This is a genomic window from Arthrobacter sp. D1-29, from assembly GCF_054130585.1.
Map to the genome: position 1 here is coordinate 3,715,333 of NZ_CP096383.1, position 24,927 is coordinate 3,740,259.

Sequence of the window (24,927 nt, forward strand, 5' to 3'; positions counted from 1 at the left end):
GCGCGGGCATTCACAGCGCCCGCTTCCGTGGTCCGGGCACCTGGGCATCGGATTCCCTCAGGTACAGAGGTGTTGAATCGAGCAGGTGCCCGCCCGCTGCCAGCCGTGCCAGGGCAAACTGGCCAAGGTACAGGGCATCAGGCTGCTCTGTGATGAAGTCAGGGTCGGCGCGCAGGACGTCGGCGTACAGGCCAGCCCCTGCCCCATAGGCAGGCAGGTCAGGCAAGTCGGCAGCGAAGCCCACGTGGGGGCCGTCTTCCAGCTGGGGCAGCTGTCCTGCCGCCAGGCTGTAGCGGGCCCAGTAGACCTCTTTCCGCCGGGCATCTGTCACCACAAGGAAATCAGCAGCAGCGTCAATGGATTCCGCTACTTCGAGGGCAACAGCATCCAGGCTCATCAGGCCGTACAGCGGTTTGTCCCACACGAAGGCGAGGGTGCGGGCAGTGGCAATGCCTGACCGCAGGCCGGTGAACGGGCCTGGACCTACCCCGGCAACGATCGCGTCGATGTCAGTGCCGGCAACGCCGGCCGAGCTGAGGAGCTCCTCGATCCCCGGGGCCAGCACTTCTGCATGGCTGCGGGTGTCCTCGGTGGAGAAGCTGGCCACCACCCCTTCCAGGGCGTCGTCCGAGACAAGGGCTGCGCTTGCCACGGCCGAGGTGTCGATGGCGAGAAGAAGCATCAGGCTGTCCCTTCCAGGGCTCCGCCGAGGGCCGGCGCGGTACTCCAGCGTTCGCCGAATCCGCGCAGCACAATGGTGCGTGGCTCGTCGTTATCGTCGGTGTCAAAGTCCAAAGTGCGGGTGCCGGTGACCGTGGGGTGGGCGGCGCCGGCCCGGGAGGGCAGGCCAATGGCCCGCTGGAGATCGATCTCCAGCCGGTTGTCGCTGAGGTGCTCCACCCGGCCCCGTCCCCACTCCACCACCGTCACGGCCGAATCCATGGTGTTCTCCAGGTCAATGTCATCAATCTCTGAGGCGGACCCCAGCCGGTAGGCGTCAACATGGACCAGGTCCGGGCCGCCAGGCCGCGGCCCGTCAGGCAGGTTCGGATGGATGCGAACCAGGACAAAGGTGGGCGAAATGATTCCGGCACGCACCCCCAGCCCTTCTCCCAGCCCCTGCGTGAAGGTGGTCTTGCCCGCACCCAGTTCGCCGGACAGGACCAGCAGGTCCCCGGCTTCCAGCTCGGTGGCCAAGGCTGCACCGAGCGCATGTGTCTGGTCCGCCGTCGTCACGGTCAGCGTCAGTTCCCAGTTGGGCTGGTCAGGGGCCGCCGCCACGCTCATGGCTTGGCCTGCCCATTCACGGTGGCCTGCCCGTTCACGGTGGCCTGGCCGTTAATCTGGCCATTGGCAGGCTCCATGGCAGCGCGTTCGTTGATGAAGCGCCGCGGCACCCGGGGCCCGATCCTGGTCACAATTTCGTAGTTGTTGGTGCCTGCTGCCCGCGCCCAGTCGTCGGCCGTTGGACCGCCGTCGGCACCGTTACCGAACAGTTCTACTTCGGCACCCAGGAGCGCCGCCCCCACCGGGCCGATGTTGCCGAGGTCGATAACCATCTGGTCCATAGCGATGCGGCCCACAACGGGGTAGGTCCTGCCCGCCACCCGCACCGGACCTCCCGTTGCCACGCGGGGGACGCCGTCCGCGTAGCCCATGGGAATCAGGGCCAGGGTGCTGGGGGCGCTGGTGTGGTACCGGAGCCCGTAGGAAACACCCTGCCCCTTCGGCACGTCCTTGCATTGGGACACCCTGGTCCGCAGTGTCATGGCCGGGCGAAGGCCCAGTTCGGCGGACGTCTGGCCTTCGAAGGGCGAGAGGCCGTAAATGCCCAGTCCGACGCGGACCAGGTCAAAGTGTGTATCGGGCCGGGACAGGGTGGCCGGTGTGTTGGCGAGATGGCGTACTTCAGGGTCCACCCCCGCGTCTTCCGCCACAGCCAGCACGTCACGGAACGCGGCGAGCTGCTGATCCGTTTCGGGACGCTCAGGTTCATCGGCGACCGACAGGTGGGAGAAGATTCCCACGACGCGCAGGAGCCCCTGGTCCTGGTACTCCATGGCTTCTCCCACGAGGTGGTCCCAGGAATCAAGGGTGGCGCCGTTCCGTCCCAGTCCCGTGTCCACCTTCAAATGAACCCGCGCGGGACGCTCCTGCTCGCGGGCGGCCGCCACAATCCTGTCCAGCTCCCAGCCGGAACACCCGATATCGACGCCGGCCGCCACCGCGGCGCCAAAGTTGCTTTCCGTGGTGTGCAGCCAGGCCAGCAGGGGGGCGTCGATTCCCGCCGCCCGGAGCGCAAGGGCCTCAGAGATGTGGGCTACCCCCAGCCACGACGCGCCGGCTTCCAGGGCTGCCCTGGCCACAGGCACCGCGCCGTGCCCGTAGGCATCCGCCTTCACCACGGCCATGACCTTGGCGGGCGAGGCGGCAGCGGCCAGCCGGCGGACATTGTGCCGGATGGCTTCCAGATCCACGACGGCGGACCGCTCAGACAGGGGATCCGATCCTGGGGCCGCGCTGAAGTCACCGGTTGTTACGGGGTAAGTCACCCTAGTGATTCTAGTGCTGGCCGCCCCGCCGCAAATCACAGGCGGGTAATCGCGGCGCCCGCATGCGGATCAGGCCCGCATGCGGATCAGGCGTCGGAGAGATGCGCGATGGTGGCTGTGGCCCGGCGCTGGGCAGCGAGCGGCACGTCCTGGATGATCTCGGCGAGGAAGCCGAAACGGCGGAGCCACTGGCTGCTCTGGCGTTCGCGCCGGGCGTTGGCGCGTTGCCACCAGTCGGCAATGTCACCCCATCCCGGCGCCGCCAACGAGCCGCCCACTTCCTGCACTGCCAGCGAGGCGCAAAGGTTGGCAAAACGAAGCCTGTTGCCCAGCGGCCAGCCGGCGAGGCTGCCCACGATGAACGCGGCGTCGAAGCAGTCACCGGCGCCGGTGGGGTCGTAGGCGGTCACAGGCAGCGACGGCACCCACTCTTCCTCCCCTGTCTCCGAGTCCACGGCCATAGCCCCTTGGGCGCCGAGGGTCACCACTGCCACGGGCACCCGGTCCGCGAGGGAATACAGCGCGGCCCAGGGGTCGTCCTTTCCCGTGAACGCCATGGCCTCGCGCTGGTTGGGCAGGAAGGCGTGGAAGTACTGCAGGTTCTCCAGCCTGACCGGTGACCATTCGCCGCTGGGGTCCCAGCCCACGTCGCCGAAGAGCTTGACGCCGGCCTGGTACGCCTCCTTGGCCCAGGGCTCAATCTCGAGCCCCAGCTCGGCGATGCCCGCGAGCGCCGGCGGCGGCACACCAATCAGGTCCGAGGCAGTGATGGGGGCGGGGTGTCCGTGCGTCACCAGCGAGCGGTCCTTTTCGACGCTGAGGGACACGGTGACCGGCGAGTGCCAGCCCGGGATGCGGCGGGAAAGGCTGAGATCCACGTGTTCCTGTCCGGCCAGGATTTTCCAGTTGTAATCGCCGTAGCCGTCGTCCCCGAAGGCTGCCGCCAAGCCGGTCCGGAGGCCCAGGCGGGCCGCGGCAATGGCCTGGTTCGCTACCCCGCCGGGGCAGCTGCCCATGCCCTCGCTCCAGATTTCGGTGCCCGGTTCCGGAGCGTGCGGCAATCCCGTGAAGATGATGTCCTGGAAGACGGTGCCGGCCAGGATCAGGTCGAACTGCCCGTCCGAGGGCGTGCGGACGGCTGAGAGCGGATCGAATCTGCGGGCGGGGATCGCGTCCATGTCCGGCACACTACGCCCTGCCGCGGCCCTGCGGTAGGGGGCGCACCGCCCCCGGGCCTAGACTGCTGACCATGCGGCTTATGATTGCCGGCGGCGGCGGATTCCGCGTCCCGCTGGTCTACCGGGCGCTGGCGTCCCCCGCATTTGCGGGCACGGTCAGCGAACTGGTGCTGTTCGACGTCGATTCCGCCCGGCTAAGTGCCATCACAGCGGTGCTGAAGGCGATGCCCGCCCCTGTCAGCGGGGCCCTGAGGCCCAGCGTCCGCACAACGTCATCCCTCCCAGAGGCACTCTCCGGAGCGCAGATGGTCTTCGCGGCGATCCGTCCCGGCGGCACTGCAGGACGGGTTGCCGATGAGCGCGTGGCCCAGGACCTTGGCCTGCTGGGGCAGGAGACCACCGGCGCGGGCGGCATCTCTTACGCCCTGCGCACCATTCCGGAGATGCTCAGCCTCGCCCGGGAGATGCAGGAACATTGCCCGGACGCCTGGCTCATCAACTTCACCAACCCGGCCGGTATGGTCACCGAGGCCCTTCTGCCGGTCCTCGGCCAAAGAGTCATTGGGATCTGCGACTCTGCGGGCGGGCTAGTCCACCGCGCGGCCCGTGCGGCCGGCATCACCCTGCAGGAGGGAAATCTCGACGGCGTGGGCTACTACGGGCTGAACCACCTGGGCTGGCTCTACCGGCTGGAGTCCGGCGGGCGCGATGTGCTTCCGGAGCTGTTGTCCGACGCGGGCGCCCTCGCATCGTTCGAGGAAGGCCGCCTCTTCCCGCAGCCGTTCCTGGCCAGGCTGGGTGCCCTCCCCAACGAGTACCTCTTTTACTACTACCAGCGTGAGAGCGCCACCGCCGCCATGCGCGCCATGCCCCAGACCCGCGGCCAGTCCATCCATGACCAGCAGTCCGAGCTTTACCCCCGGCTCGCCGCCGCCGGCTCCGACGCCTACCGTCTGTGGGACGACGCCCGCCGGTCCCGCGAGGAAGGGTACCTGGCCGAGGCCCGCACGCACGGCGAGCAGCGCGACGAGGATGACCTTGCCGGCGGAGGGTATGAACGAGTGGCGCTGGCGGTCATGCGGGCGTTGGCCGGTGGCCCGCCCGCCGCGGACCAGGCCCAGCTGATCCTCAACACACGCAACTCGCTGCCGCCCGGTCCGGAAGGAACTGGCCCGGCCGCTCCGGAACCGGCCATTCCGGGACTGCCTGCCGACGCCGTCGTCGAGGTCCCCTGCACCATAACGCCCGACGGCGCGGTGCCGCTTCCGCAGTCCGCCCCGCCGGAGGAGCAACTCGCCCTGCTCCGGCGGGTCAAGGAGGTGGAACGGCTCACTGTCCGTGCCGCGACGGACGGCGACCGGGCGGCCGCCGTCGAGGCTTTTGCCCGGCATCCCTTGGTGGATTCACCGGCACGGGGAGCAGCCCTGTTGGCTGGCTATGAACGGGAATTCCCGGCGCTGCTGCGGCTCTGGCGCGACGGTACTGCCGCGAAGTCAGGCTAAAGCTTCCGATACATCACGTGGAGCCCGACGTATCCCAAGGTGGGGTGGTTGAAGGCTTCGGGGATGGTGGCCAGGATTTCGAAGCCCATTCCCTGCCAGGCAGCCACGGCCCTGACGTTGCTTTCCACCACGGCGTTGAACTGCATGGCACGGAAGCCAGCACTCCGCGCTGCTTCCAGGGAGTAGGAGCACAGAGCCCGCGCAACCCCCTTGCCGCCGTGATCGCCATGGACCATGTACCCGGCATTGGCCACATGGCTTCCGGGGCCGCCCTGGTTGGGGTGGAGCTCGCCGGTGCCGATCACCTCGCCGCCGGGGGTTACGGCCACAAAGGCCTGGCCGGGCGGTTCCTTAAACCAGCGCTCCCTGGCGTCATCCTCTACCGTGTCCCGGTCCCAGGTGAAGGTCTCGCCGGCCCTGATTATCGGCTCCAGCACGGCCCACATTCCGGGCCAGTCCTCAGCGGTGGCCGGGCGCACGGAAAAATTCGGAGAAGTGGATCCTTGATTTGCAGCTGCTCTCACAAGCGCCCACGCTAGCAGCCCGAACGGCTCTCTGAAGCAGACGTGAAGCCGGCCGTAAACAGAGGAGTAGTGTTTTATCGAATGCACCACCACTGGCGCCGCCCGTGCAGTGCCGGTGGCAATGCGGGCGGTTGGAAGGAGATCCCATGACACTCATCCGCAGGGTCGCGATGCTCTCCCTCCACACGTCCCCCATGGAGCAGCCGGGTTCAGGGGATGCGGGTGGAATGAACGTCTATGTCCGGGAGCTGGCGTCAGCGCTTGCCGAGATCGGTGTGGAGGTGGAAATCTTCACCCGCTCCACGTCAGCCCGGCAGCCCGCCGTCGAACATCCCGCCCCCGGCGTATGCGTCCACAACGTTCTGGCCGGGCCGCGGCGGAAGATCCCGAAGGAGGAGCTCCCCGCGCTGCTGCACAATTTCGTTGCAGAGATTGAGCAGATCCGCCAGAGCCAGCTGCACGGCCGGTACGACATCATCCACTCCCATTATTGGGTGTCCGGAATCGCGGGCCTGGAGCTGTCCGAGCTCTGGGGCGTGCCGCTGGTCCACACCATGCACACCATGGCCAAGGTCAAGAATCTGCTGCTCGAGTCGGGGGAACAGCCGGAGCCGCGGCGCCGTGAGGTAGGCGAGCAGCGGATCGTGGACGGTTCCGAACGGCTGATCGCCAACACCAGCGCCGAGGCAGCCGAGCTGGTGTCCCATTACAACGCGGATTTCGAGCAGATCGACATCGCGCCGCCAGGTGTGGATTTGAGCACCTTCACGCCTGCATTCCGTTCGCGGTCGCGGGCAGAACGCGGTGTGCCGAAGGAAACGTTCCACCTGGTTTTCGCCGGCCGCATCCAGAGGCTGAAGGGCCCGCAGATACTGCTCAAGGCAGCTGCCCTGCTGCGGTCCCGGCGCCCCGGTATCGATCTTCGGCTCACCATCCTTGGCGCGCTGAGCGGCAACAAGGATTTCAACCTCCGGCACCTGATCGCGGACGCGGGAATGGAGGATGTTGTGACGCATCTTCCGCCCGTGGGGGCAGCCGAGCTGGCGGCCTGGTTCAGGTCAGCGGACGTAGTGGTCATGCCGTCCTACAGCGAGTCATTCGGGCTGGTCGCGCTGGAAGCCCAGGCCTGCGGGACGCCCGTTGTGGCCACCCGGGTGGGAGGGCTTTCGCGGGCCATCTGCCACGGCCGGACCGGGCTGCTGGTGAAGGGCCACCACGCCGCGGACTGGGCCGATGCGCTCGAAGCCCTGTACGACGACCCGGCCACCCGTGAAGACATGGGGCGGGCGGCCGCCATCAGGGCGGAGAACTCAGGCTGGCAGCGCACCGCCGCCATTACGCTCGAAAGCTACCATGCCGCCGTCGACAACCATCTGGGGCGCCGGCTGATCCCGGCGGTCCAGGCCCCCTGAAAGCCTGCGCACCCGCCTGGCTGAAGAGATACCGAACAAAGGACGAAGATGTCTGAACGGATGACCCTCAGCGACCTTGACATCGCCAGACGGGCCAGCATCAGGCCCATCGAAGACATCGCGGCTGCCGCCGGCATCAACTCCGGGGCTCTTGAACTGTATGGGAGGTTTAAGGCAAAGATTGATCCTGCACGGCTGGACGCCCCGGTCCCCGCAGGGAAGGTGGTGCTGGTTTCGGCCATGTCCCCCACGCCCGCCGGTGAAGGGAAATCCACTACAACGGTCGGACTGGCTGATTCACTGGCACGGGCCGGCCATAAGGTGATGATTGCGCTGCGGGAACCGTCTCTGGGGCCGATCCTGGGCATGAAGGGCGGTGCCACCGGCGGCGGCTATTCCCAGGTTCTTCCCATGGATGAGATCAACCTGCACTTCACGGGCGACTTCCACGCCGTGACCTCCGCCAACAATGCACTGATGGCACTCGTGGACAACCACATCTACCAAGGCAACGAGCTGAACATTGATCCGCGGCGGATGACCTTCAAGCGGGTCCTGGACATGAACGACAGGGCACTGCGGGAAATCATCATCGGGCTGGGCGGGCCAACCCAGGGTGTCCCCCGGCAGGACGGTTTCGACATCACGGTGGCCTCGGAGATCATGGCGGTCTTCTGTCTGGCCACCGATCTGGCGGACCTCCGCAGGCGCCTGGGCCTGATCACGTTCGGCTACACCTACGACCGTTCGCCCGTCACCGTAGCCGACCTGGGCGTCGAGGGTGCGCTGGCCCTGCTCCTCAAGGAAGCCATCAAGCCCAACCTGGTGCAGACCATCGCGGGTACCCCGGCCCTGGTCCACGGCGGGCCGTTCGCCAACATCGCGCACGGCTGCAATTCCCTCGTTGCCACCCAGACAGCAAGGCGGCTTGCAGACATTGTGGTGACGGAGGCCGGGTTTGGTGCTGACCTGGGTGCGGAGAAGTACATGGACATCAAGGCGCGCGTGGCGGACGTGGCACCGTCCGCCGTCGTGGTGGTGGCCACCGTCCGGGCCCTGAAAATGCACGGCGGCGTGGCCGCCGAGAAGCTCAAGGAACCGAACCTGGAAGCGCTCCTCGCCGGCGTCGACAATCTCCGGCGGCACGTCCACAACGTGGCCAAGTTCGGAGTGACGCCCGTGGTGGCCATCAACAGGTTCGCCACCGACACCCAGGAGGAGCTGGACTGGCTTCTTGAGTGGTGCGCTGCCGAGGGTGTCCTGGCGGCGGTTGCGGATGTGTGGGGACGGGGCGGCGGCGGGGACGGCGGGGATGAACTGGCAGCCATAGTGGCCAAGGTGGTTGCCGAACCCAGCAGCTTCACACACCTGTACCCCCTGGACCTGCCGGTGGAGGACAAGATCAACAGCATTGCCCGGGAGGTCTACGGTGCGGACGGGGTGGAGTTCTCCGTCCCGGCCCAGAAACGGCTGGCCGACATCCGGAAGAACGGCTGGGGCGGACTGCCCGTCTGCATGGCCAAGACCCAGTATTCCTTCAGCGACGACGCTTCCCGGCTTGGTGCGCCCAGCGGCTTCACCATCCATGTGCGCGATCTCATCCCCAAGACCGGCGCCGGGTTCATTGTGGCCCTGACCGGAGCGGTGATGACCATGCCAGGCCTGCCGGCTGTTCCGGCAGCAATGCGGATGGACGTGGACGACGCCGGCAACCCCATCGGCCTCTCCTGACCCCCTGCACGCTCTCTCACCTAATGTCGGTTTTCGAGCGACCCTCTCTCACCTAATGTCGGTTTTCGGGCGCCCCTCTCTCACCTAATGTCGGTTTTCGAGCGACCCTCTCGCAGGTACCCGAAGCCAAGTACCGCCTGTGGATAACTTCTGCAGCCTTTTGCCGTTTCGGGTAACAATGCCGTCATGCGAAAGCAAAATTATCTGCCCCAGCCCTTAACGACGGCTCCCTTCACCTTTGGCTCCGCATTAGCCGCTGGCGTTAGCCTGACCAGGCTTCGCCGGAAGGATGTGGTCAACGTAGGTCGCGGCCTCTACCGGCCTACCGACTGGGACTTTGATCTGGAAGATGCCGCCAGGGCTCTGTCGGCTGCATCGCCCGGAGCCTGGATTTCGCACGTCACTGCTGCCCGGCTTCGGTGCCAGCTACTGCCTCCCTGGCTTGCCGATTCCACGGAACTTCATCTAAGCAAGCCCCGTGCGCTTCCATCGGTCCGTCGAAAGGGCGTGGTAGGCCCACCCTCCTGACAATGGACGACGAGACCGAATTGGTGGACGGCATCAGGATGAGCACACGGTCTCGGACTTGGCTCGACTTGGCCCGGACCCTGCAGCTCCATGACCTAGTGAGCATGGGCGACGAGCTGATCCGCATCCCGCGGCTGGACTTCGAAGGACGCTCACAGCCTCACGACACGGTCGCGGGTCTACGCACGCTGGTGGGCCGACACCCGAATCTTCAGGGGATCGTCCGGGCGCGTGAAGCACTGGATCTGATGCGCGTAGGTGCGGATTCCGCGCCCGAGTCGCTGCTCCGGCTGGCCATTGGCAGCGCCGGGCTTTCCGAGCCCGAACTTCAGGTGCCGTTGCGCACTGGAGACCCGCGGTCGCCGTCGGCCGATCTCGCGTACCGTCATCGGAGGCTCGCTATCCAGTACGACGGCGGGCACCACCTTGGCGAGGCGCAGATCCTCAGCGACCGGAGACGGAATAGGGCTTTCGAGTCAGCTGGCTGGACGGTTCTGGTTTTCGACAAGAGCGATCTTGCGGACGATTTCACGGGTGCGGTTGTGAAGATCAAGCGGGCACTGCGCACGGGCTGGCTTGACCATCCTCAGGCCTCCGGATTCGCCAGCATCGACTGATAGAGGCTTAGTCAAAAGGCCACATTAACTGAGAGAGCATGGTTGAAAACCATGCGAAAAGTGAGAGAGGATCGGCCCTGAAGCGACATTAAGTGAGAGAGCGTCTTAACCGCAGACGCTCCCCCACCGACAGGTGAGGGAGCGCCCGAGTGCAGGAAGTAGCGGGGAGGCTAGCGCTCCAGGTCGCCGCGGATGAAGGCCTCGACCTTTTCACGGGCGAGGTCGTCGTTGAACTGCTCCGGCGGGGACTTCATGAAATAGCTTGAAGCAGAGAGCAATAGGCCGCCGACGCCGCGGTCCAGGCCGATCTTGGCGGCACGGATGGCGTCGATGATCACGCCGGCTGAGTTGGGTGAGTCCCAGACTTCCAGCTTGTATTCCAGCGACACCGGGGCGTCACCGAAGTTGCGGCCCTCGAGGCGCACAAATGCCCATTTGCGGTCGTCGAGCCACTGGACGTAGTCGGAGGGGCCGATGTGGACATCCTTGGCGGCGAGCTCGGCCTCAACATTGGAGGTCACGGCCTGCGTCTTGGAAATCTTCTTGGACTCGAGGCGGTCCCGCTCAAGCATGTTCTTGAAGTCCATGTTGCCGCCGACGTTCAGCTGGTACGTGCGGTCAAGGGTGACGCCGCGGTCCTCGAAGAGCTTGGCCATGACCCGGTGCGTGATGGTGGCACCGATCTGGCTCTTGATGTCATCGCCCACGATCGGCACACCGGCGGCGGTGAACTTGTCAGCCCACGCCTTGGTGCCAGCGATGAAAACGGGCAGGGCGTTGACGAAGGCGACTCCGGCGTCGATGGCTGCCTGGGCGTAGAACTCGGCGGCTTCCTGGGACCCGACAGGGAGGTAGCAGACCATGACGTCAGCTTTGGCGTCCTTGAGGGCCTGGACAACGTCCACCGGCTCCACCGGAGACTGCTCGATGGTCTCCAGGTAGTACTTGCCAAGCCCGTCAAGGGTGTGGCCGCGCTGGACGGTGACACCGGTGGGTGGAACGTCGGCGATCTTGATGGTGTTGTTTTCGCTGGCGAGGATGGCATCCGCGAGGTCAACGCCGACCTTCTTGCCATCAACGTCAAACGCTGCAACGAACTGAACGTCTTTAACGTGGTACTTGCCGAACTCCACGTGCATCAGACCCGGGATGGTGGCCTTTGGATCGGCGTCACGGTAGTAGTGCACACCCTGCACGAGCGAGGCGGCGCAGTTACCCACACCGACGATTGCAACACGAATCGGATTTGAAGACACGGAACTCCTTTGAGGACAAACTTCAGCCGCCGGGACAGCCAGTACGGGAAAAGTACGACGGCGGACAGCAGGCACGGCGCCACTCGGCGCCTTTTCATAGTACCCAACTGTGTGGGGGCGGGCATTGTTCCCACCCCCACACAGCGGCCCTGCGAACAGACGTTACGGCTCCTGCGCCCAGAGGTTGATGTCCGACTCCACCGCAAACTCGTCGATGGCCGTCAGTTCCTCAGCCGTGAATGCCAGGTTGTTGATGGCGGACAGGCTGTCTTCCAACTGCCGGACGCTCGAAGCGCCCACCAGTGCTGACGTAACCGGAGTGCCCTTCGGCTGGTCGCGCAGGATCCAGGCGATGGCCATCTGGGCGAGCGTCTGCCCGCGGTCAGCCGCGATTTTGTTCAGTCCACGGATCCGGTCCAGCTTCTCGTCCGTGATGGCGTCTTCGGAGAGAAAACGGGCCTTCGCTGCCCTGGAATCTGCGGGAATGCCGTTCAGGTACCGGTCCGTGAGCATCCCCTGCGCGAGCGGCGAGAACGCGATGGAACCGGCGCCCACCTGCTCCAGTGCTTCGTAGAGGTTGGGGGTTCCGTTCTCCGTCCACCGGTTCAGCATGGAGTAGCTGGGCTGGTGGATCAGCAGCGGGGTGCCGAGTTCCTTCAGGATCCGGGCGGCCTCGAGGGTCTGTTCAGGTGTGTAGGACGAGATGCCTGCGTACAGGGCCTTGCCGGAGCGCACGGCGTAGTCCAGCGCTCCCATGGTCTCCTCCATAGGCGTTTCCGGATCCGGCCGGTGGCTGTAGAAGATGTCCACGTAGTCCAGGCCCATCCGCTGCAGGGACTGGTCCAGGCTTGATATCAGGTACTTCCGTGAGCCCCATTCTCCGTACGGTCCCGGCCACATGTAATAGCCGGCCTTCGTGGAGATGACCAGTTCGTCGCGGTAGGACTTGAAGTCGTCGGCGAGGTGGCGGCCGAAGTTGGTCTCGGCGGAGCCGTCCGGCGGACCATAGTTGTTGGCAAGGTCGAAGTGGTTGACGCCCAGGTCGAAGGCGCGGCGAAGGATGGCGCGCTGTTCGTCAAAGCGCTTGTCATCACCGAAGTTGTGCCACAGGCCCAGCGAAATGGCCGGGAGCTTCAATCCGCTGCGGCCAACGCGGCGGTAGGGCATGGATTCATAGCGGTTCTCCGCAGCAGAATAAGTCATACGTTCTATCCTGCCAGTTGTGATCCGCGCTACACGTCCATGGCGAAGTGTTACGCCGCGGGCTGATAAGACAGCCCGCGGCAAGGCACTAGCCCTTCAGGATGGCGGCACTCCACGCAGGCAGTGTCAGGGCCCCGCCCTCCAGTTTCGTGGCGTCGTCCGTCGAGAGGAGCATCAATCCCGATGCATCCTCCAGCCGGATCTCCTCCTCGGAGAAGTTCAGCAGCACCTCCAGGGCCCCGCGCCGAAAACGCAGCCAGCCGTCGTCGTCATTGAACCGCACCTCGGTGTCGGTGAACCCCAGCCCTGCCAGCTCCGGGTGCCCCCGGCGTAAGGCAGTGAGGGAGCGGTAGAGCTCCAAAAGCTGAGCGTGCCGGCCCTGGGAAACTTCCTCCCAGTTCAGCTTTGAGCGCCGGAAGGTTTCCGGATCCTGCGGATCGGGCACGACGGCGGGGTCCCACCCCATCCGTTCGAACTCACGGATCCTGCCTTCCGCCGTCGCCTTGCCGAGCTCCGGTTCAGGGTGCGAGGTGAAGAACTGCCACGGTGTGGAGGCGCCGAATTCCTCGCCCATAAACAGCATTGGAGTAAAGGGCGAGGTCAGGGTCAGCACCGCGGCGACAGCCAACTGGCCGTAGTGCAGCGACTGGGAAAGCCTGTCCCCTGTGGCCCTGTTGCCAATTTGGTCGTGGTTCTGGTTGCAGACCACCAGCGCTTCGGGGTGAACAAGTGCGGTGTTGATGGGCCGTCCGTGGTGGCGCCCGCGGAAACTGGAGTAGCTGCCATCGTGCAGGAACCCGTCCTTGAGGACCTTGGCGAGGACCCCCAGGGACGTGAAATCGCCGTAGTACCCGGTGGTTTCGCCACTGACATTAACGTGGACGGCATGGTGGAAGTCATCGCTCCACTGTCCTGCCAAGCCGTAGCCGTTGACGTTGCGCGGGTAGATCAGGCGCGGATTGTTCAGGTCCGATTCAGCGATCAATGTCTTGGCCAGGCCTGTTTCCGCTGAGATGGCATCCCCCAGGGCGCCGAGTTCCTCGAGGAGGTGCACAGCGCGCTCGTCCCGCAGGGCATGGACAGCATCCAGGCGCAGTCCATCCACGTGGTAATCCCGCAGCCAAAGCGCCGCGTTGTCCAGGATGTATTCACGGACCACGTCAGAGCCGGGGCCGTCCAGGTTAACGGAGTCGCCCCAGGTGTTGGCATCACCCTGTTTGAGGTACGGGCCAAATCTGGACAAGTAGTTGCCGCTGGGCCCGAGGTGGTTATAAACAACGTCCTGGATAACGCCCATACCGGCCGCGTGGGTGGCGTCGACAAACCTCTGGTAGGCAGCCGGACCGCCGTAGCCTTCGTGGACTGCAAACCACTGAACGCCGTCGTAGCCCCAGTTGTGCGTTCCGTTGAAACCGTTGACAGGCAGAAGTTCAACAAAATCGACGCCCAGCTCTGCCAGGTAGCTGAGCCTTTCGGCGGCGGCGTCCAGGGTGCCTTCCGGGGTGAAAGTACCTACATGTAGCTCGTAGATGACGGCTCCGCGCAGCTCCTTGCCCTGCCAGCCGGCATCCTGCCACACGTGTGCAGCGGGTGAATAGGTCCGGGCCAACGCATGGACACCGTCCGGCAGGCGGCGTGAGCGCGGGTCCGGCAACGGCTTAGGATCGTCATCCAGCAGGTAGCCGTAGTCAACATCCCCCTCCACGGGAGCGGACTCGGCCGCCCACCAGCCGTCAGCTCCGGGACCACGCTCCACCCTCGCCATCGGATAGTGCTGCCCGCCGGCCAGCAGGGTGACTGAGTCCGCTCTGGGCGCCCAGAGGTCAAACCGGCCGGGGCCATTGTGAACAATACTCATGATTCGGCTCCCTTCACGGGTACAAGCAACGCCACGGGGTAGGTTTGGAGGATGTCCGCCACCGGAATGGATCCGGGGCCAAACCTCTTGCCCGTCAGCTCATCGTGCATGGCTGCGCCGAGTTCGACGGCGGTATCCCGCCACCCGCCGGCCTGTTTCAGTCCTAAGGGAAGCCGTGTGGCCAGGGTAACGGCGCCTGTCCCTGCACCTCGCTCGAACGCCACCAAGTGTTCTGCCGCTGCCCCGGAGGCCGGCACGGAACGATAGCCCTGGAACAGCTCAGGCCGGTCACGACGCAGGCGCAGCGCCCGGGAAGTGACAAGGAGTTTGCTGGTTTCCGACCGGAAGCTTTCCGGAAGCACGCCGTTGTCGAGCTGGGCAAGGGCACCTTCACGCTTTTCGAAGTCGACGGTGCGCCGGTTGTCGGGGTCGGTCAGTGACCGGTCCCAGAACTCCGTGCCTTGGTAAACGTCAGGAACACCGGGCATGGTCAGCTGGATCAGTTTGGCGGACAGCGAGTTGGAGGCGGCAAAGGAATCCGTGTTTGCCACGAACCCCTCAATCACTGCGGCTACGCGTGGATCGTCAAAGGCGGCGTCCACAGCCGCGCTGACGGTTGATTCGAAGTGCTCGTCCGGGTCCGTCCAGGTAGTGGAGTTACCGGCCTCCCGGGCAGCCTTTTGCGCATAGGACTGTAACCGTTCCCTGCTGGCGGGCCAGGCGCCGATCACCGCCTGCCACAGAAGGTTGGCAAAAGGGGCGTCGGAAACCGGCGCGAGTTCCTGAAGCGTTTTGACGGCCGCCGTCCACTCGTCAGGCACCTCGGCGATTACCGAGATCCGGGCCCGGGCGTCCTCACTCCGTTTGGTGTCGTGGGTGGACAGTGTGGTCATGGATTCCGGCAACTGTTCGGCACGCCGGCGCATCCGCTGATGGAATTCGGCCGGAGTTACGGAAAACTCAGTGGGCTCCGCCCCTACCTCAGTCAGGGTGCCCAGCCGCGTATAGCGGTAGAACGCTGTGTCCTCCACGCCCTTCGCCATCACCATGCCGGAGGTCTGCTGAAAGCGCACGGCTATGGGCAGGCTGGGGTCCAGGAGGAGGGGCAGCAGTGTTCCGACTGCGACCTCCAGATCCGGCCGGCGTGCAGCCGCCAGCTCGCAGGCTTCCTTGAGCACTTCGGCGCCAGTAGGCAGGTAGGTCCGGTAGACGGGGAACGCGGCGATGATTTCCGCAAGGGCGTCAGCTGCCTGGTCTTCCGCCAGCCCGTACGACGGCGGAACCAGCCGAGCCAGCCGGAGCACTTCGGCGCGCAGGATGCCGTCGGCAATCATCCGTTTGGTGCCGTGGATCATGGTGGCGTAGTCGGCTGGGCGGTCGCTGCCGCGGAGGCTGGCATCCAGGGCGTCAAGTGCCGGCTGGCCGCCCGGGTCGATCAGGATGCGGTCCACGTCTGCCAGGGCGTCATAGCCCGTGGTTCCTTCACACGCAAAGTCGCCAGGAAGGACTTCACCGGGCTCGAGGATCTTTTCCACGAGGATGTAGGCGCCGCCGGTGAGGTCCTTGAGCCAGCGCAGGTAGCCGGCGGGATCCGCCAGGCCGTCCGGATGGTCCACGCGGAGTCCGTCCACCAGCCCCTCGCGGAACCAGCGGGCAACCTCGGCATGCGCTTCATCGAAGACCTGCGGGACTTCTACGCGTATCCCGGCAAGAGTGGTGACCGCGAAGAAGCGCCGGTAGTTGAGTTCGGCATTCGCGCGACGCCAGTCCATCAACTGGTAATGCTGCCGGGCGTGCACTACGGCCGGCGAATCCCCTTCGGCGTAGGTTCCTTCGGCGAGCGGAAAGCGGTGGTCGTAGTAACGCAGCTCGCCGTCCTTGACCTCGAGCTTGTCCAGGTCGTCATCCGAGCCCAGCACGGGAAGCCGGATCTTCCCGCCGCCGAAGTCCCAATCGACGTCGAACGCCTCTGCGTAGCGGGAGCCGCGGCCTTCCTTCAGCAGCGACCACCACCAGGGGTTCTGCGGCGGGGACGCCACCCCCACATGGTTGGGGACGATGTCCACGAGGACGCCCATGCCGTGCTCGCGTGCGGCTTTTGAGAGTGCGGCGAGGCCCTCCGGCCCGCCGCGCTCCGGGTCCACCGCGGACGGGTCGGTGACGTCGTAGCCGTGGTCGGACCCCTGCTCGGCCGTCAGGATGGGAGACAGGTAAAGCCAGTCAGCCCCGAGTGATTTCAGGTACGGCACCCTGTCCGCAGCGTCAAAGAGCGTGAAGCTGCGGCGGATCTGCAGCCGGTACGTCGAAGCCGGTACCCTCATTTTGCCGATTCCCTTCGTGGACCCACTTTCGTGGTCTTCGCCGGCTCAGCCACCATGGGTGTGCTGAAAGCCTCGGTCTCACTGGTGGATGTCTGCGTCAACGCCGCGAGCGATGCGGCCACCGAGTGGTCCGGCTCGGTTTCCGGCACGCTGTGGGCGCGGAGGACAACGAGGGATTTTGCGTCCACGCGCAGCGACTGGCCGGCGTTCACGGGATCGGTGTCAGCGTGGTGCCCGGCAGTGTCAATGATGATGTCCCAGGCCGGCGCGTACTCGTCAGCCGGGAGCGTGAACTTGACCATGTCGTCGTGGGCGTTGAAGTACAACAGGAAGTTGACATCGGTAATCCTGCGGCCGCGGGTGTCCTTGCCCTGGATTCCGTTGCCATTCAGGAAGACGCCCACCGAGCGTCCAAAACCGCTATGCCAGTCCTCCGGTTTCATGGTTTCGCCGTCGAGGTCCAGCCAGACGATGTCCGGCAGCCGCTCGCCTTCGCCTCTCAGGACAGGGCGGCCGTCGAAGAAGCGGCTCCGGCGGAAGGTGGGGTGCTTCGCGCGGAGGGCGTTGACGGCGGCCGTGAATTCAACAAGCGGCTGGTCGATGTTGTCCCAGTTGACCCAGGTCAGCTCCGAGTCCTGGCAGTAGCCGTTGTTGTTGCCCTGCTGGGTGCGGCCAAGCTCGTCGCCGTGCAGCAGCATGGGCACACCCTGGGAGAGCAGCAGGGACGCGATGAAGTTCCTCTGCTGGCGGGCGCGCAGGCCAAGGACTGCGGGATCGTCAGTGGGTCCTTCCACTCCGCAGTTCCACGACCGGTTGTGGGATTCGCCGTCGTTGTTGCCCTCGCCGTTCGCCTCATTGTGCTTCTCGTTGTAAGAGACGAGGTCTGCCAGCGTGAAGCCGTCATGGGCGGTGACAAAGTTGATGGATGCCACGGGACGGCGCCCGGAGTGTTCATACAGATCCGCGGATCCCGTAATGCGGGAAGCGAATTCGCCCAGCGTGGCAGGTTCCCCGCGCCAGAAGTCCCGGACCGTATCGCGGTACTTGCCGTTCCATTCGGTCCACTGCGGCGGGAAGTTGCCCACCTGGTAGCCGCCGGGGCCAACATCCCAGGGCTCGGCAATGAGCTTGACCTGGGAAACCACCGGATCCTGCTGGATAAGTTCAAAGAACGTGGACAGTTTGTCGACGTCGTAGAATTCCCGGGCCAGCGTGGAGGCGAGGTCGAAGCGGAAGCCGTCCACATGCATTTCCGTGACCCAGTAGCGCAGCGAGTCCATCAGGAGCTGGAGTGAGTGCGGCTGGCGGACGTTGAGAGAGTTGCCGGTGCCCGTGTAGTCCATGTAGTGCTTACGGTCCCCCTCCATCAGCCGATAGTAGGCCGCGTTGTCGATGCCCTTGAAAGAGAGAGTGGGGCCGAGGTGGTTCCCTTCGGCCGTGTGGTTGTACACCACGTCCAGGATGACCTCGATGCCGGCGCGGTGCAGCGAACGGACCATGGCTTTGAAGTCCTGGACCTGCTGGCCGGTGTCACCGGTGGAGCTGTAGGTGTTCTGCGGCGCGAAAAAGCCGATGGTGTTGTAGCCCCAATAGTTGTTCAGGCCTTTGTCCTGAAGTGTTCCGTCATTGACGAACTGGTGCACCGGCATCAGTTCGATGGCGGTAATGCCCAGCTTCTGCAGGTGCGAAATGACGGAGGGGTGCGCCACCCCGGCGTAGGTTCCGCGCTGCTCCTCCGGAATTTCGGGGTGCAGCTGCGTCAGGCCCTTGACGTGGGCCTCGTAGATGACGGACTTGTGGTACGGAACCCGCAGGTTGTGGTCGCCGTCCCAGTCGAAGAACGGGTTGATGACCACGCCCAGCATCATATGCGGGGCGGAGTCCTCATTGTTGATGGAGTCCGGTTCGCCAAGGTTGTAGGAGAAGAGTGACGGATCCCAGTCAACCTGTCCATGAACTGCCTTGGCGTAGGGATCCAGGAGGAGTTTGTTGGGGTTGAACCTGTTGCCAGAGGAGGGGTCGTACGGGCCGTGGACGCGGTAGCCGTACTTCTGGCCGGGCTGGACCTGCGGGATGTAGCAGTGCCACACGTAGCCGTCCACTTCATCCAGCTCGTAGCGCGTCTCCACTCCGTCGTCGTCAAAGAGGCACAGTTCCACCTTTTCGGCGCGTTCGCTGAACAGGGCGAAGTTGGTGCCCGTTCCGTCAAAAGTGGCGCCAAGCGGATAAGCCGATCCGGGCCAGATTTCCATGCGTACTCCTCGTCGTCGTTCGGCGGCAGGGCGTGCAAAGCCACCCCCTGCCGGTATAGAACCTATTGCCTACCGTAGCGGGTGGGTGTGACTCTTACGATTTCACCACCGAATTGCTAAGCCTACTTACTTTACCCCAAACCTCCGGCAGGGCGTCCGCAATCCGGCCTGCAGTCAGCGGTCCGCCGGCAGATGCGGCCGCTCCCGCGAGTCCATGGAGGCTGGCGGCGAGGGCGGCAATGGCCGCCCACCGTTCCTCCGGATCGATGCCCGCATCACTGAAGCGCCCGACGTCGGAACCCGCCTGGGCGAGCAGCGCGCCAATGACTCCGGCCAGGACATCGCCGCTGCCGGCGGTGGCGAGCCAAGGCGTACCTTCTGCCTGGCTGTAGGCGTCCTGGAAGGGGGACGCAACCAGTGTCGCCGCGCCTTTGAGGAGGACTGTGGCCTCGGTTAGCACCGCGGCGTGGCGGACCGCATCCAAGGTGCGGGATTCGACGGCGGCCCGGTCGGGAAAGGGAGCCGCGGAGCCTTCAGTATGGTCATGCAGCCGGTGCAGCAGTGCCGCCAGTTCACCCGCATGCGGGGTCAGCACCACCTGGGGAGCCATCACGTCAGGCAGGACCGGAAGCGCGCCGGCGTCCGCAATCGTGGGCAATCCCGAGTCCACTGCATCGCGGGCGCGCTGAAGCTGTTCGGCGTCGCCGGGGCCCATTCCTGAGCCCACCAGCCAGGCCTGGACGTGGGTCTCGGCCACCGATCCGGTGCCACACACTACCTCGGGGCAGGACTGCCGGACGAGGTCAGCCACCTCGGGCGGGCCCAGGTAGCGGACCATGCCCACTCCTGCGGCCAGGGCTCCGCGGCACGCGAGCACCGCCGCCCCGGGATAGTCAGCCGATCCTGCCACCACACCCAGCACACCCCGGGAATACTTGTGCGATCGCCTCCCCGGCTGCGGCAGCAAACGGGAGAGGTCCGTGGCATCGAACCTGCGCAGGGCAGGCCATGGCAGGTTCTCCTCTATGCCGATCTGCACCACTTGCACGCGGCCTGAGTGGCCCGCTCCGGGGTCGGCCAGCAGTCCGGCCTTGGCGCCGCCGAAGGTCACCGTCACATCAGCAGGCAGGACGGGTGCGTGGACTTCCCCGGTGTCCGCATCCACTCCGCTGGGAACATCACAGGCAACCACCAGCTGTTCGGTTCTGCCCGGCAGTCCTTCCGCCAGAAGAGCCTCCACCAGGGCCGCTGCGGGTCCGCGCAGGCCGCCTTTAGCGCCAGTTCCCAGCACGGCATCAATCACGACGTCGGCACGCGCCACCTCCTCGGCCAACCGGCCAACGCTGGAGTCAGCAAGCAGGTGCACCCTGCCGCCCGCGCGTTGAAAGGCAGCAAGCGCCTCAGGGTGTGCTGTTGCTGAGGCGAGCACCGCCGTCGTACGCATTCCACGCGCGGCTAGGAAGGCGGCCGCAAAAAGGCCGTCTCCGCCGTTGTTGCCCTTGCCGGCCAGCACGGCGACATGGCAGCCGTACAACCTCCGCCGCCTGCCCTGCAACTCACGGACCACCGCGTTGGCAAGCCCGTGGGAAGCCCGCTGCATCAGGACAGCGCCCATGCCGGCAGCGAGGAGGGGCTCTTCGGCCGTCCTGATCTGGGTTCCGGTGTAGGCGCTGATCATGATGTCAGGTCCGCGGCAGGATCAGTGCGCGGACTCAGCCCTCGGCCAGAACCGTGGCAGTAGCAACTCCGCCGTCGTGGCTCATGGACAGGTGCCAGCGCTTGACGCCCTTGGCCTCGGCTACGGCCAGGACGGTGCCCTTGACCTGGACAGTGGGCCCGTTGTGGTCAAGGCCGATCCAGCAGTCCTGCCAGTTCATGCCGGCAGGCGCGCCCAAAACCTTGGCCACCGCTTCCTTGGCAGCAAACCGCGCGGCCAGGGACCGGGTGTTCAGCTCCCGCTCGGCGGGTACAAACAGCCTGTCCCGGAGCCCCGGGGTCCGCTCAAGCTGGCGGCCAAACCGCTCGATATCTACAACGTCTACGCCAATGCCAACAATCATTGGGCTATTCTACGGTCACGCTCTTGGCCAGGTTGCGAGGCTGGTCCACGTCGTAGCCCTTCGCGGCGGCCAATTCGGCGGCGAAGATCTGCAGCGGGACGGTGGTCAGCAGTGGCATCAGCAGCGTGGGCGTTTCCGGGACGTAGAAGACGTGCTCAGCGTAGGCCTTCACGGCTTCGTCGCCTTCCTCGGCGATCACCAGCGTGCGGGCGCCGCGGGCACGGATTTCCTGGATGTTGCTGATCACCTTGGCATGCAGCGATTCGCGGCCGCGCGGGGACGGAACAATCACGAAAACCGGCTTGCCTTCATCGATCAGGGCGATGGGGCCGTGCTTGAGCTCGCCGGCGGCGAAGCCCTCGGCGTGGATGTAGGCGATTTCCTTGAGCTTCAGGGCACCCTCAAGCGCCACCGGGTAGCCAACGTGCCGGCCCAGGAACAGCACCGATGTTTCGTCGGCCATGCTTCGGGCCAGCTCACGCAACGGGCCGGCATTGTCCAGGATGGTCTGGATCTTGGCCGGAATCTTGTTCAGGTCCGCCAGGACATCCTTGATCTGGCCGGAGAAGATGTTGCCGCGAAGCTGTGCCAGGTACATTCCCAGCAGGTACGCCGCGGTGATCTGTGCCAGGAAAGCCTTGGTGGAGGCCACCGCGATTTCCGGGCCGGCGTGGGTGTACAGCACGGCATCGGATTCGCGCGGGATGGTGGAGCCGTTGGTGTTGCAGATGGAGATGGTCTTGGCGCCCTGCTCGCGGGCGTACCGTACGGCCATCAGGGTGTCCATGGTTTCGCCGGACTGGCTGATCGAGACCACCAGGGTGTTGGCGTCCAGGATCGGGTCGCGGTAGCGGAACTCGTGCGCCAGCTCCACTTCCGTGGGGATCCGGCACCAGTTTTCGATCGCGTACTTTGCCACCGTGCCCGCATAGGCGGCGGTGCCGCAGGCAAGCACAATGATCTTGTTGACCTGCTTCAGGAGTTCAGGATCGATCCGGATCTCATCCAGGGTCAGCTTCCCGTCCAGGTCCGACCGGCCCAGCAGGGTCTGCGCCACGGCGTCGGGCTGGTCATGGATTTCTTTCTCCATGAACGAACTGAAGCCGCCCTTTTCAGCCGAGGCCGGGTCCCAGTCCACGTGGTATTCCTTACCCGCGGCGGGGTTGCCGAAGAAATCGGTGATGTCCACAGTGTCCGCGGTGATGGTGACAATCTGGTCCTGGCCCAGCTCCACCGCACGGCGGGTGTAGTCAATGAACCCGGAAACGTCCGAGCCCAGGAAGTTCTCGCCCTCGCCCAGGCCAACCACCAAGGGTGAGTTGCGGCGGGCGGCCACGACGACGTCGGGCTGGTCAGCGTGGACCGCGAGCAGCGTAAACGCACCCTCCAGGCGCTGGCAGGCCAGCTCCATGGCCCGGGTCAGGGCGCCGTCAGTTACGTCCCCGCCGAGCTTGTTGCGAAAGATGTCGGCCAGCAACGCCGCGGCCACCTCGGTGTCGGTTTCGGACAGGAACGTAATGCCCTTTTCCAGCAGCTCGAGCTTGAGCTCGGCGAAGTTTTCGATGATGCCGTTGTGGATGACGGCCAGCTTGCCGTCGTCAGCCAGGTGCGGGTGGGCGTTGCGGTCCGTCGGGCCTCCGTGGGTGGCCCAGCGGGTGTGGCCGATACCGGTCAGCGTCTCCGGCAGCGGGCGCTCGTCCAGTTCGGTGAGCAGGTTGCTCAGTTTGCCCGACTTCTTCCGGGCTTCGATGGCGCCCATGGACACCACGGCGACGCCGGCCGAGTCATAGCCCCGGTACTCGAGGCGGCGCAGTCCTTCAAGGACCACATCCAGCGCATTGTGACCGGCATTCCCGCGGCCGTTTGAAGAGCCTACATATCCCACGATTCCACACATAGGGTCAAGCCTATCCGGAGCCGGGTTGAGTTCTAAACTGAACTCACAGCTTCAGGACGCGCACGGCCGCCAAAAACGCCGCCAGCGCAGCGACCGGCGGCGTCCCGCATTTCGCTCTCAGCCGTGTGAAGGGCAGAATCTCTAAAGTGACTTTGCAACGCAATGAAGCGAACGGCGAGGGTGTCTCCCCGTTCGTCGAGCTGGACCGGCAGACGTGGTCCCGGCTCGCAGCCCAGATGGAACAGCCTCTTAACGAAGAGGACATTGTCCGTCTGCGCGGCCTCGGCGATCCCCTGGACATGACCGAGATCCGTGAGGTCTATCTGCCGCTCTCCAGGCTCCTCCATCTTTATGTCGAGGCCTCCCATCAGCTTCATTCCGCCACCACTACCTTCCTGGGCGAAAAGACGCAGCGCACACCCTTTGTGATCGGTGTGGCCGGATCCGTGGCGGTGGGAAAGTCCACCATTGCCCGCGTTCTCCGGGAGATGCTGCGCCGCTGGCCCGGCACGCCCAACGTGGAACTGATCACAACTGACGGTTTCCTTTATCCGCTGGCTGAGCTTAAGCGGCGCCAGCTGCTGGAACGCAAAGGGTTCCCGGAGTCCTATGACCGCCGGGCGCTGCTGCGGTTTGTGAGCGAGATCAAGAGTGGGGCCGAAGAAGTGCGGGCGCCATGGTACTCCCACGTCACCTACGACATCGTTCCCGGCAAGGAAGTGGTGGTCCGACGCCCTGATGTCCTGATCGTGGAAGGCCTGAACGTGCTGGCTCCTGCGCGTCCGCGCCATGACGGCAAACAGGGTTTGGCGCTGAGCGACTTCTTCGACTTCTCCATCTACGTGGATGCCCCGACGTCCTACATTGAGGAGTGGTACGTGGACCGCTTCCGCAAGCTCCGCAGCACCGCGTTTGCGCAGCCCGAGTCCTATTTCCACCGCTACGCCACCTTGTCGGATGAGGAGGCGGAGACCACCGCCCGCGACATTTGGAAGCGCATCAACGAGCCCAACCTGGAGGAGAACGTGCTGCCCACCCGTGGACGCGCCCAGCTGGTGCTGTCCAAGGATGCCGACCACTCCATCCGCCGCATGCTGCTGCGGAAGGTCTAGAACAGCATGTGCCACGACTGCGTTTCGGACAACGGAACTAGCGGGCCCCACACGCCGGCTGTCAGCAGCCGGCGCAGCTTTACGCGCTTTCTCGCCGCCGGAGCAGGGCTGACTGTCCTGGCAGCCTGCACGCCGGATCCCGTTGGGCCGGTCACGCCGTCGTCGTCCGCTTCTTTGGCATCAGCCCCGCCTCCCTCCCCCTCGTCCCCCTCCCCCGTAGCTCTTGCAACGGTGGAAAGTCCGACGCCGGTTGAGCCGGTCCCGACGCAGGCTCCCGTACCGCCGTCGCCGGCTGCCGCCCTGCCCCGCCAGTTTTCGCTGACCGATCCGGCCAGTCCCTGGCTGGTGGTGAACAAGCACCGCCCACTGAGTCCGCCCGACTACGTTCCGGCGGACCTGGTGCAGCCCAATGTCGCCCTGGCAGTAACCGGTGAAGCTGCTTTGCTGAACAGCACGACGGCGGCCGCCGCGGAGGCGATGTTCGCCGCGGCAGCGAGGGAAGGGGTGGTCTTGACGCTAGCGAGCGGTTACCGCTCCTACGGCACGCAGGTGGCCACCTACAACGGCTACGTGGCGTCCCGGGGCCAGGCGGATGCGGACACCGCGAGCGCCCGGCCGGGCTACTCGGAGCACCAGACCGGGTGGTCCTTTGACATCGGCGACGGCGGCGGCGTGTGCGGCTTCCAGCCCTGCTTTGCCGATCAGCCGGCCGCGGTGTGGGCCAAGGCGAACGGTTACCGCTTCGGTTTTGTGGTCCGGTACCCCTGGATGTTCCACCCGATCACCGGCTATTACTACGAGCCCTGGCACCTGCGGTACATCGGTGTGGAGGCTGCCACTGATATGGCGAACAGGGGCATCAGCACAGTAGAAGAGTATTTCGGCCTGGAAGCGGCGCCGGGGTATCCCTAGGGCTGTCGGGGC

The 24,927-nt window shown here is 65.3% G+C and carries 19 protein-coding genes; 6 read left to right on the top strand and 13 right to left on the bottom strand.

The window, feature by feature from the left end; translation table 11 throughout:
* Nucleotides 1-10: 10 nt before the first annotated feature.
* The 4 genes from tsaB to M1E17_RS16715 form a co-directional block, all read right to left on the bottom strand.
* Nucleotides 11-682 carry a tRNA (adenosine(37)-N6)-threonylcarbamoyltransferase complex dimerization subunit type 1 TsaB gene (tsaB, locus tag M1E17_RS16700; RefSeq protein WP_457963084.1) on the bottom strand — a complete coding sequence of 224 codons (672 nt, stop codon included), beginning with the start codon at nt 680-682 and terminating at the stop codon, nt 11-13.
* The gene (gene tsaE / locus M1E17_RS16705) at nt 682-1,287 is read right to left on the bottom strand and encodes a tRNA (adenosine(37)-N6)-threonylcarbamoyltransferase complex ATPase subunit type 1 TsaE (protein WP_457963086.1); all 606 of its coding nucleotides are present in this window, start codon (nt 1,285-1,287) and stop codon (nt 682-684) included. Before tsaE ends, tsaB begins: the two co-directional genes overlap by 1 nt.
* Complete coding sequence (gene alr, locus M1E17_RS16710) at nt 1,284-2,552, bottom strand: alanine racemase (RefSeq protein ID WP_457963087.1); 1,269 nt, start codon at nt 2,550-2,552, stop codon at nt 1,284-1,286. Before alr ends, tsaE begins: the two co-directional genes overlap by 4 nt.
* A gap of 86 nt (nt 2,553-2,638) precedes the next feature.
* On the bottom strand, nt 2,639-3,730 hold the full coding sequence (locus M1E17_RS16715) for a carbohydrate kinase family protein (protein ID WP_457963089.1): 1,092 nt from the start codon (nt 3,728-3,730) through the stop codon (nt 2,639-2,641).
* 71 nt (nt 3,731-3,801) lie between these two features.
* On the opposite strand from M1E17_RS16715, the gene M1E17_RS16720 reads away from it, so the two are divergent.
* Entirely contained in the window at nt 3,802-5,232 is a 1,431-nt protein-coding gene (locus M1E17_RS16720; RefSeq protein WP_457963090.1) for a family 4 glycosyl hydrolase, read from the top strand.
* On the opposite strand, the gene M1E17_RS16725 is transcribed toward M1E17_RS16720, so the two are convergent.
* On the bottom strand, nt 5,229-5,678 hold the full coding sequence (locus M1E17_RS16725; RefSeq protein WP_457967807.1) for an N-acetyltransferase family protein: 450 nt from the start codon (nt 5,676-5,678) through the stop codon (nt 5,229-5,231). The two genes, M1E17_RS16720 and M1E17_RS16725, sit on opposite strands and share 4 nt — an antisense overlap.
* 224 nt (nt 5,679-5,902) lie before the next feature.
* Between M1E17_RS16725 and mshA the strand changes: the two genes are divergently transcribed.
* The 3 genes from mshA (at nt 5,903) to M1E17_RS16740 (ending at nt 10,044) form a co-directional block, all read left to right on the top strand.
* Nucleotides 5,903-7,168, top strand: coding sequence for a D-inositol-3-phosphate glycosyltransferase (gene mshA / locus M1E17_RS16730; RefSeq protein ID WP_457963091.1), 1,266 nt, complete (start codon nt 5,903-5,905; stop codon nt 7,166-7,168).
* A 48-nt stretch (nt 7,169-7,216) separates the two neighbouring features.
* The gene (locus tag M1E17_RS16735) at nt 7,217-8,899 is read left to right on the top strand and encodes a formate--tetrahydrofolate ligase (RefSeq protein WP_457963093.1); all 1,683 of its coding nucleotides are present in this window, start codon (nt 7,217-7,219) and stop codon (nt 8,897-8,899) included.
* A gap of 530 nt (nt 8,900-9,429) precedes the next feature.
* The gene (locus M1E17_RS16740) at nt 9,430-10,044 is read left to right on the top strand and encodes an endonuclease domain-containing protein (RefSeq protein WP_457963095.1); all 615 of its coding nucleotides are present in this window, start codon (nt 9,430-9,432) and stop codon (nt 10,042-10,044) included.
* Nucleotides 10,045-10,214: 170 nt separating this feature from the next.
* Here M1E17_RS16740 and M1E17_RS16745 read toward each other — a convergent pair whose 3' ends face one another.
* The 8 genes from M1E17_RS16745 to glmS form a co-directional block, all read right to left on the bottom strand.
* The gene (locus tag M1E17_RS16745; RefSeq protein WP_457963097.1) at nt 10,215-11,300 is read right to left on the bottom strand and encodes an inositol-3-phosphate synthase; all 1,086 of its coding nucleotides are present in this window, start codon (nt 11,298-11,300) and stop codon (nt 10,215-10,217) included.
* Nucleotides 11,301-11,462: 162 nt separating this feature from the next.
* Complete coding sequence (mgrA, locus tag M1E17_RS16750; RefSeq protein WP_457963099.1) at nt 11,463-12,503, bottom strand: L-glyceraldehyde 3-phosphate reductase; 1,041 nt, start codon at nt 12,501-12,503, stop codon at nt 11,463-11,465.
* An 88-nt stretch (nt 12,504-12,591) separates the two neighbouring features.
* Nucleotides 12,592-14,361, bottom strand: a complete 1,770-nt coding sequence (gene treZ / locus M1E17_RS16755) for a malto-oligosyltrehalose trehalohydrolase (RefSeq protein WP_457963101.1) — start codon at nt 14,359-14,361, stop codon at nt 12,592-12,594.
* On the bottom strand, nt 14,358-16,682 hold the full coding sequence (treY, locus tag M1E17_RS16760; protein WP_457963103.1) for a malto-oligosyltrehalose synthase: 2,325 nt from the start codon (nt 16,680-16,682) through the stop codon (nt 14,358-14,360). Before treY ends, treZ begins: the two co-directional genes overlap by 4 nt.
* Nucleotides 16,679-18,934 carry a glycogen debranching protein GlgX gene (gene glgX / locus M1E17_RS16765; protein WP_457963104.1) on the bottom strand — a complete coding sequence of 752 codons (2,256 nt, stop codon included), beginning with the start codon at nt 18,932-18,934 and terminating at the stop codon, nt 16,679-16,681. The genes treY and glgX overlap by 4 nt, the downstream gene beginning before the upstream one ends.
* Nucleotides 18,935-19,028: 94 nt before the next feature.
* Nucleotides 19,029-20,612: an NAD(P)H-hydrate epimerase gene (locus tag M1E17_RS16770; protein ID WP_457963105.1), complete on the bottom strand. Its 1,584-nt coding sequence runs from the start codon at nt 20,610-20,612 to the stop codon at nt 19,029-19,031.
* Between the two features lie 34 nt (nt 20,613-20,646).
* On the bottom strand, nt 20,647-20,994 hold the full coding sequence (locus tag M1E17_RS16775; RefSeq protein ID WP_267275831.1) for a holo-ACP synthase: 348 nt from the start codon (nt 20,992-20,994) through the stop codon (nt 20,647-20,649).
* A gap of 4 nt (nt 20,995-20,998) precedes the next feature.
* On the bottom strand, nt 20,999-22,891 hold the full coding sequence (gene glmS, locus M1E17_RS16780; protein WP_457963106.1) for a glutamine--fructose-6-phosphate transaminase (isomerizing): 1,893 nt from the start codon (nt 22,889-22,891) through the stop codon (nt 20,999-21,001).
* A 146-nt stretch (nt 22,892-23,037) separates the two neighbouring features.
* Between glmS and coaA the strand changes: the two genes are divergently transcribed.
* Both coaA and M1E17_RS16790 read left to right on the top strand, forming a co-directional pair.
* A complete protein-coding gene (gene coaA, locus M1E17_RS16785; protein WP_267275833.1) occupies nt 23,038-24,003 on the top strand; it encodes a type I pantothenate kinase in 966 nt (321 codons plus the stop codon).
* Nucleotides 24,004-24,009: 6 nt separating this feature from the next.
* Nucleotides 24,010-24,915, top strand: a complete 906-nt coding sequence (locus M1E17_RS16790; protein ID WP_457963107.1) for a M15 family metallopeptidase — start codon at nt 24,010-24,012, stop codon at nt 24,913-24,915.
* Nucleotides 24,916-24,927 lie beyond the last annotated feature (12 nt).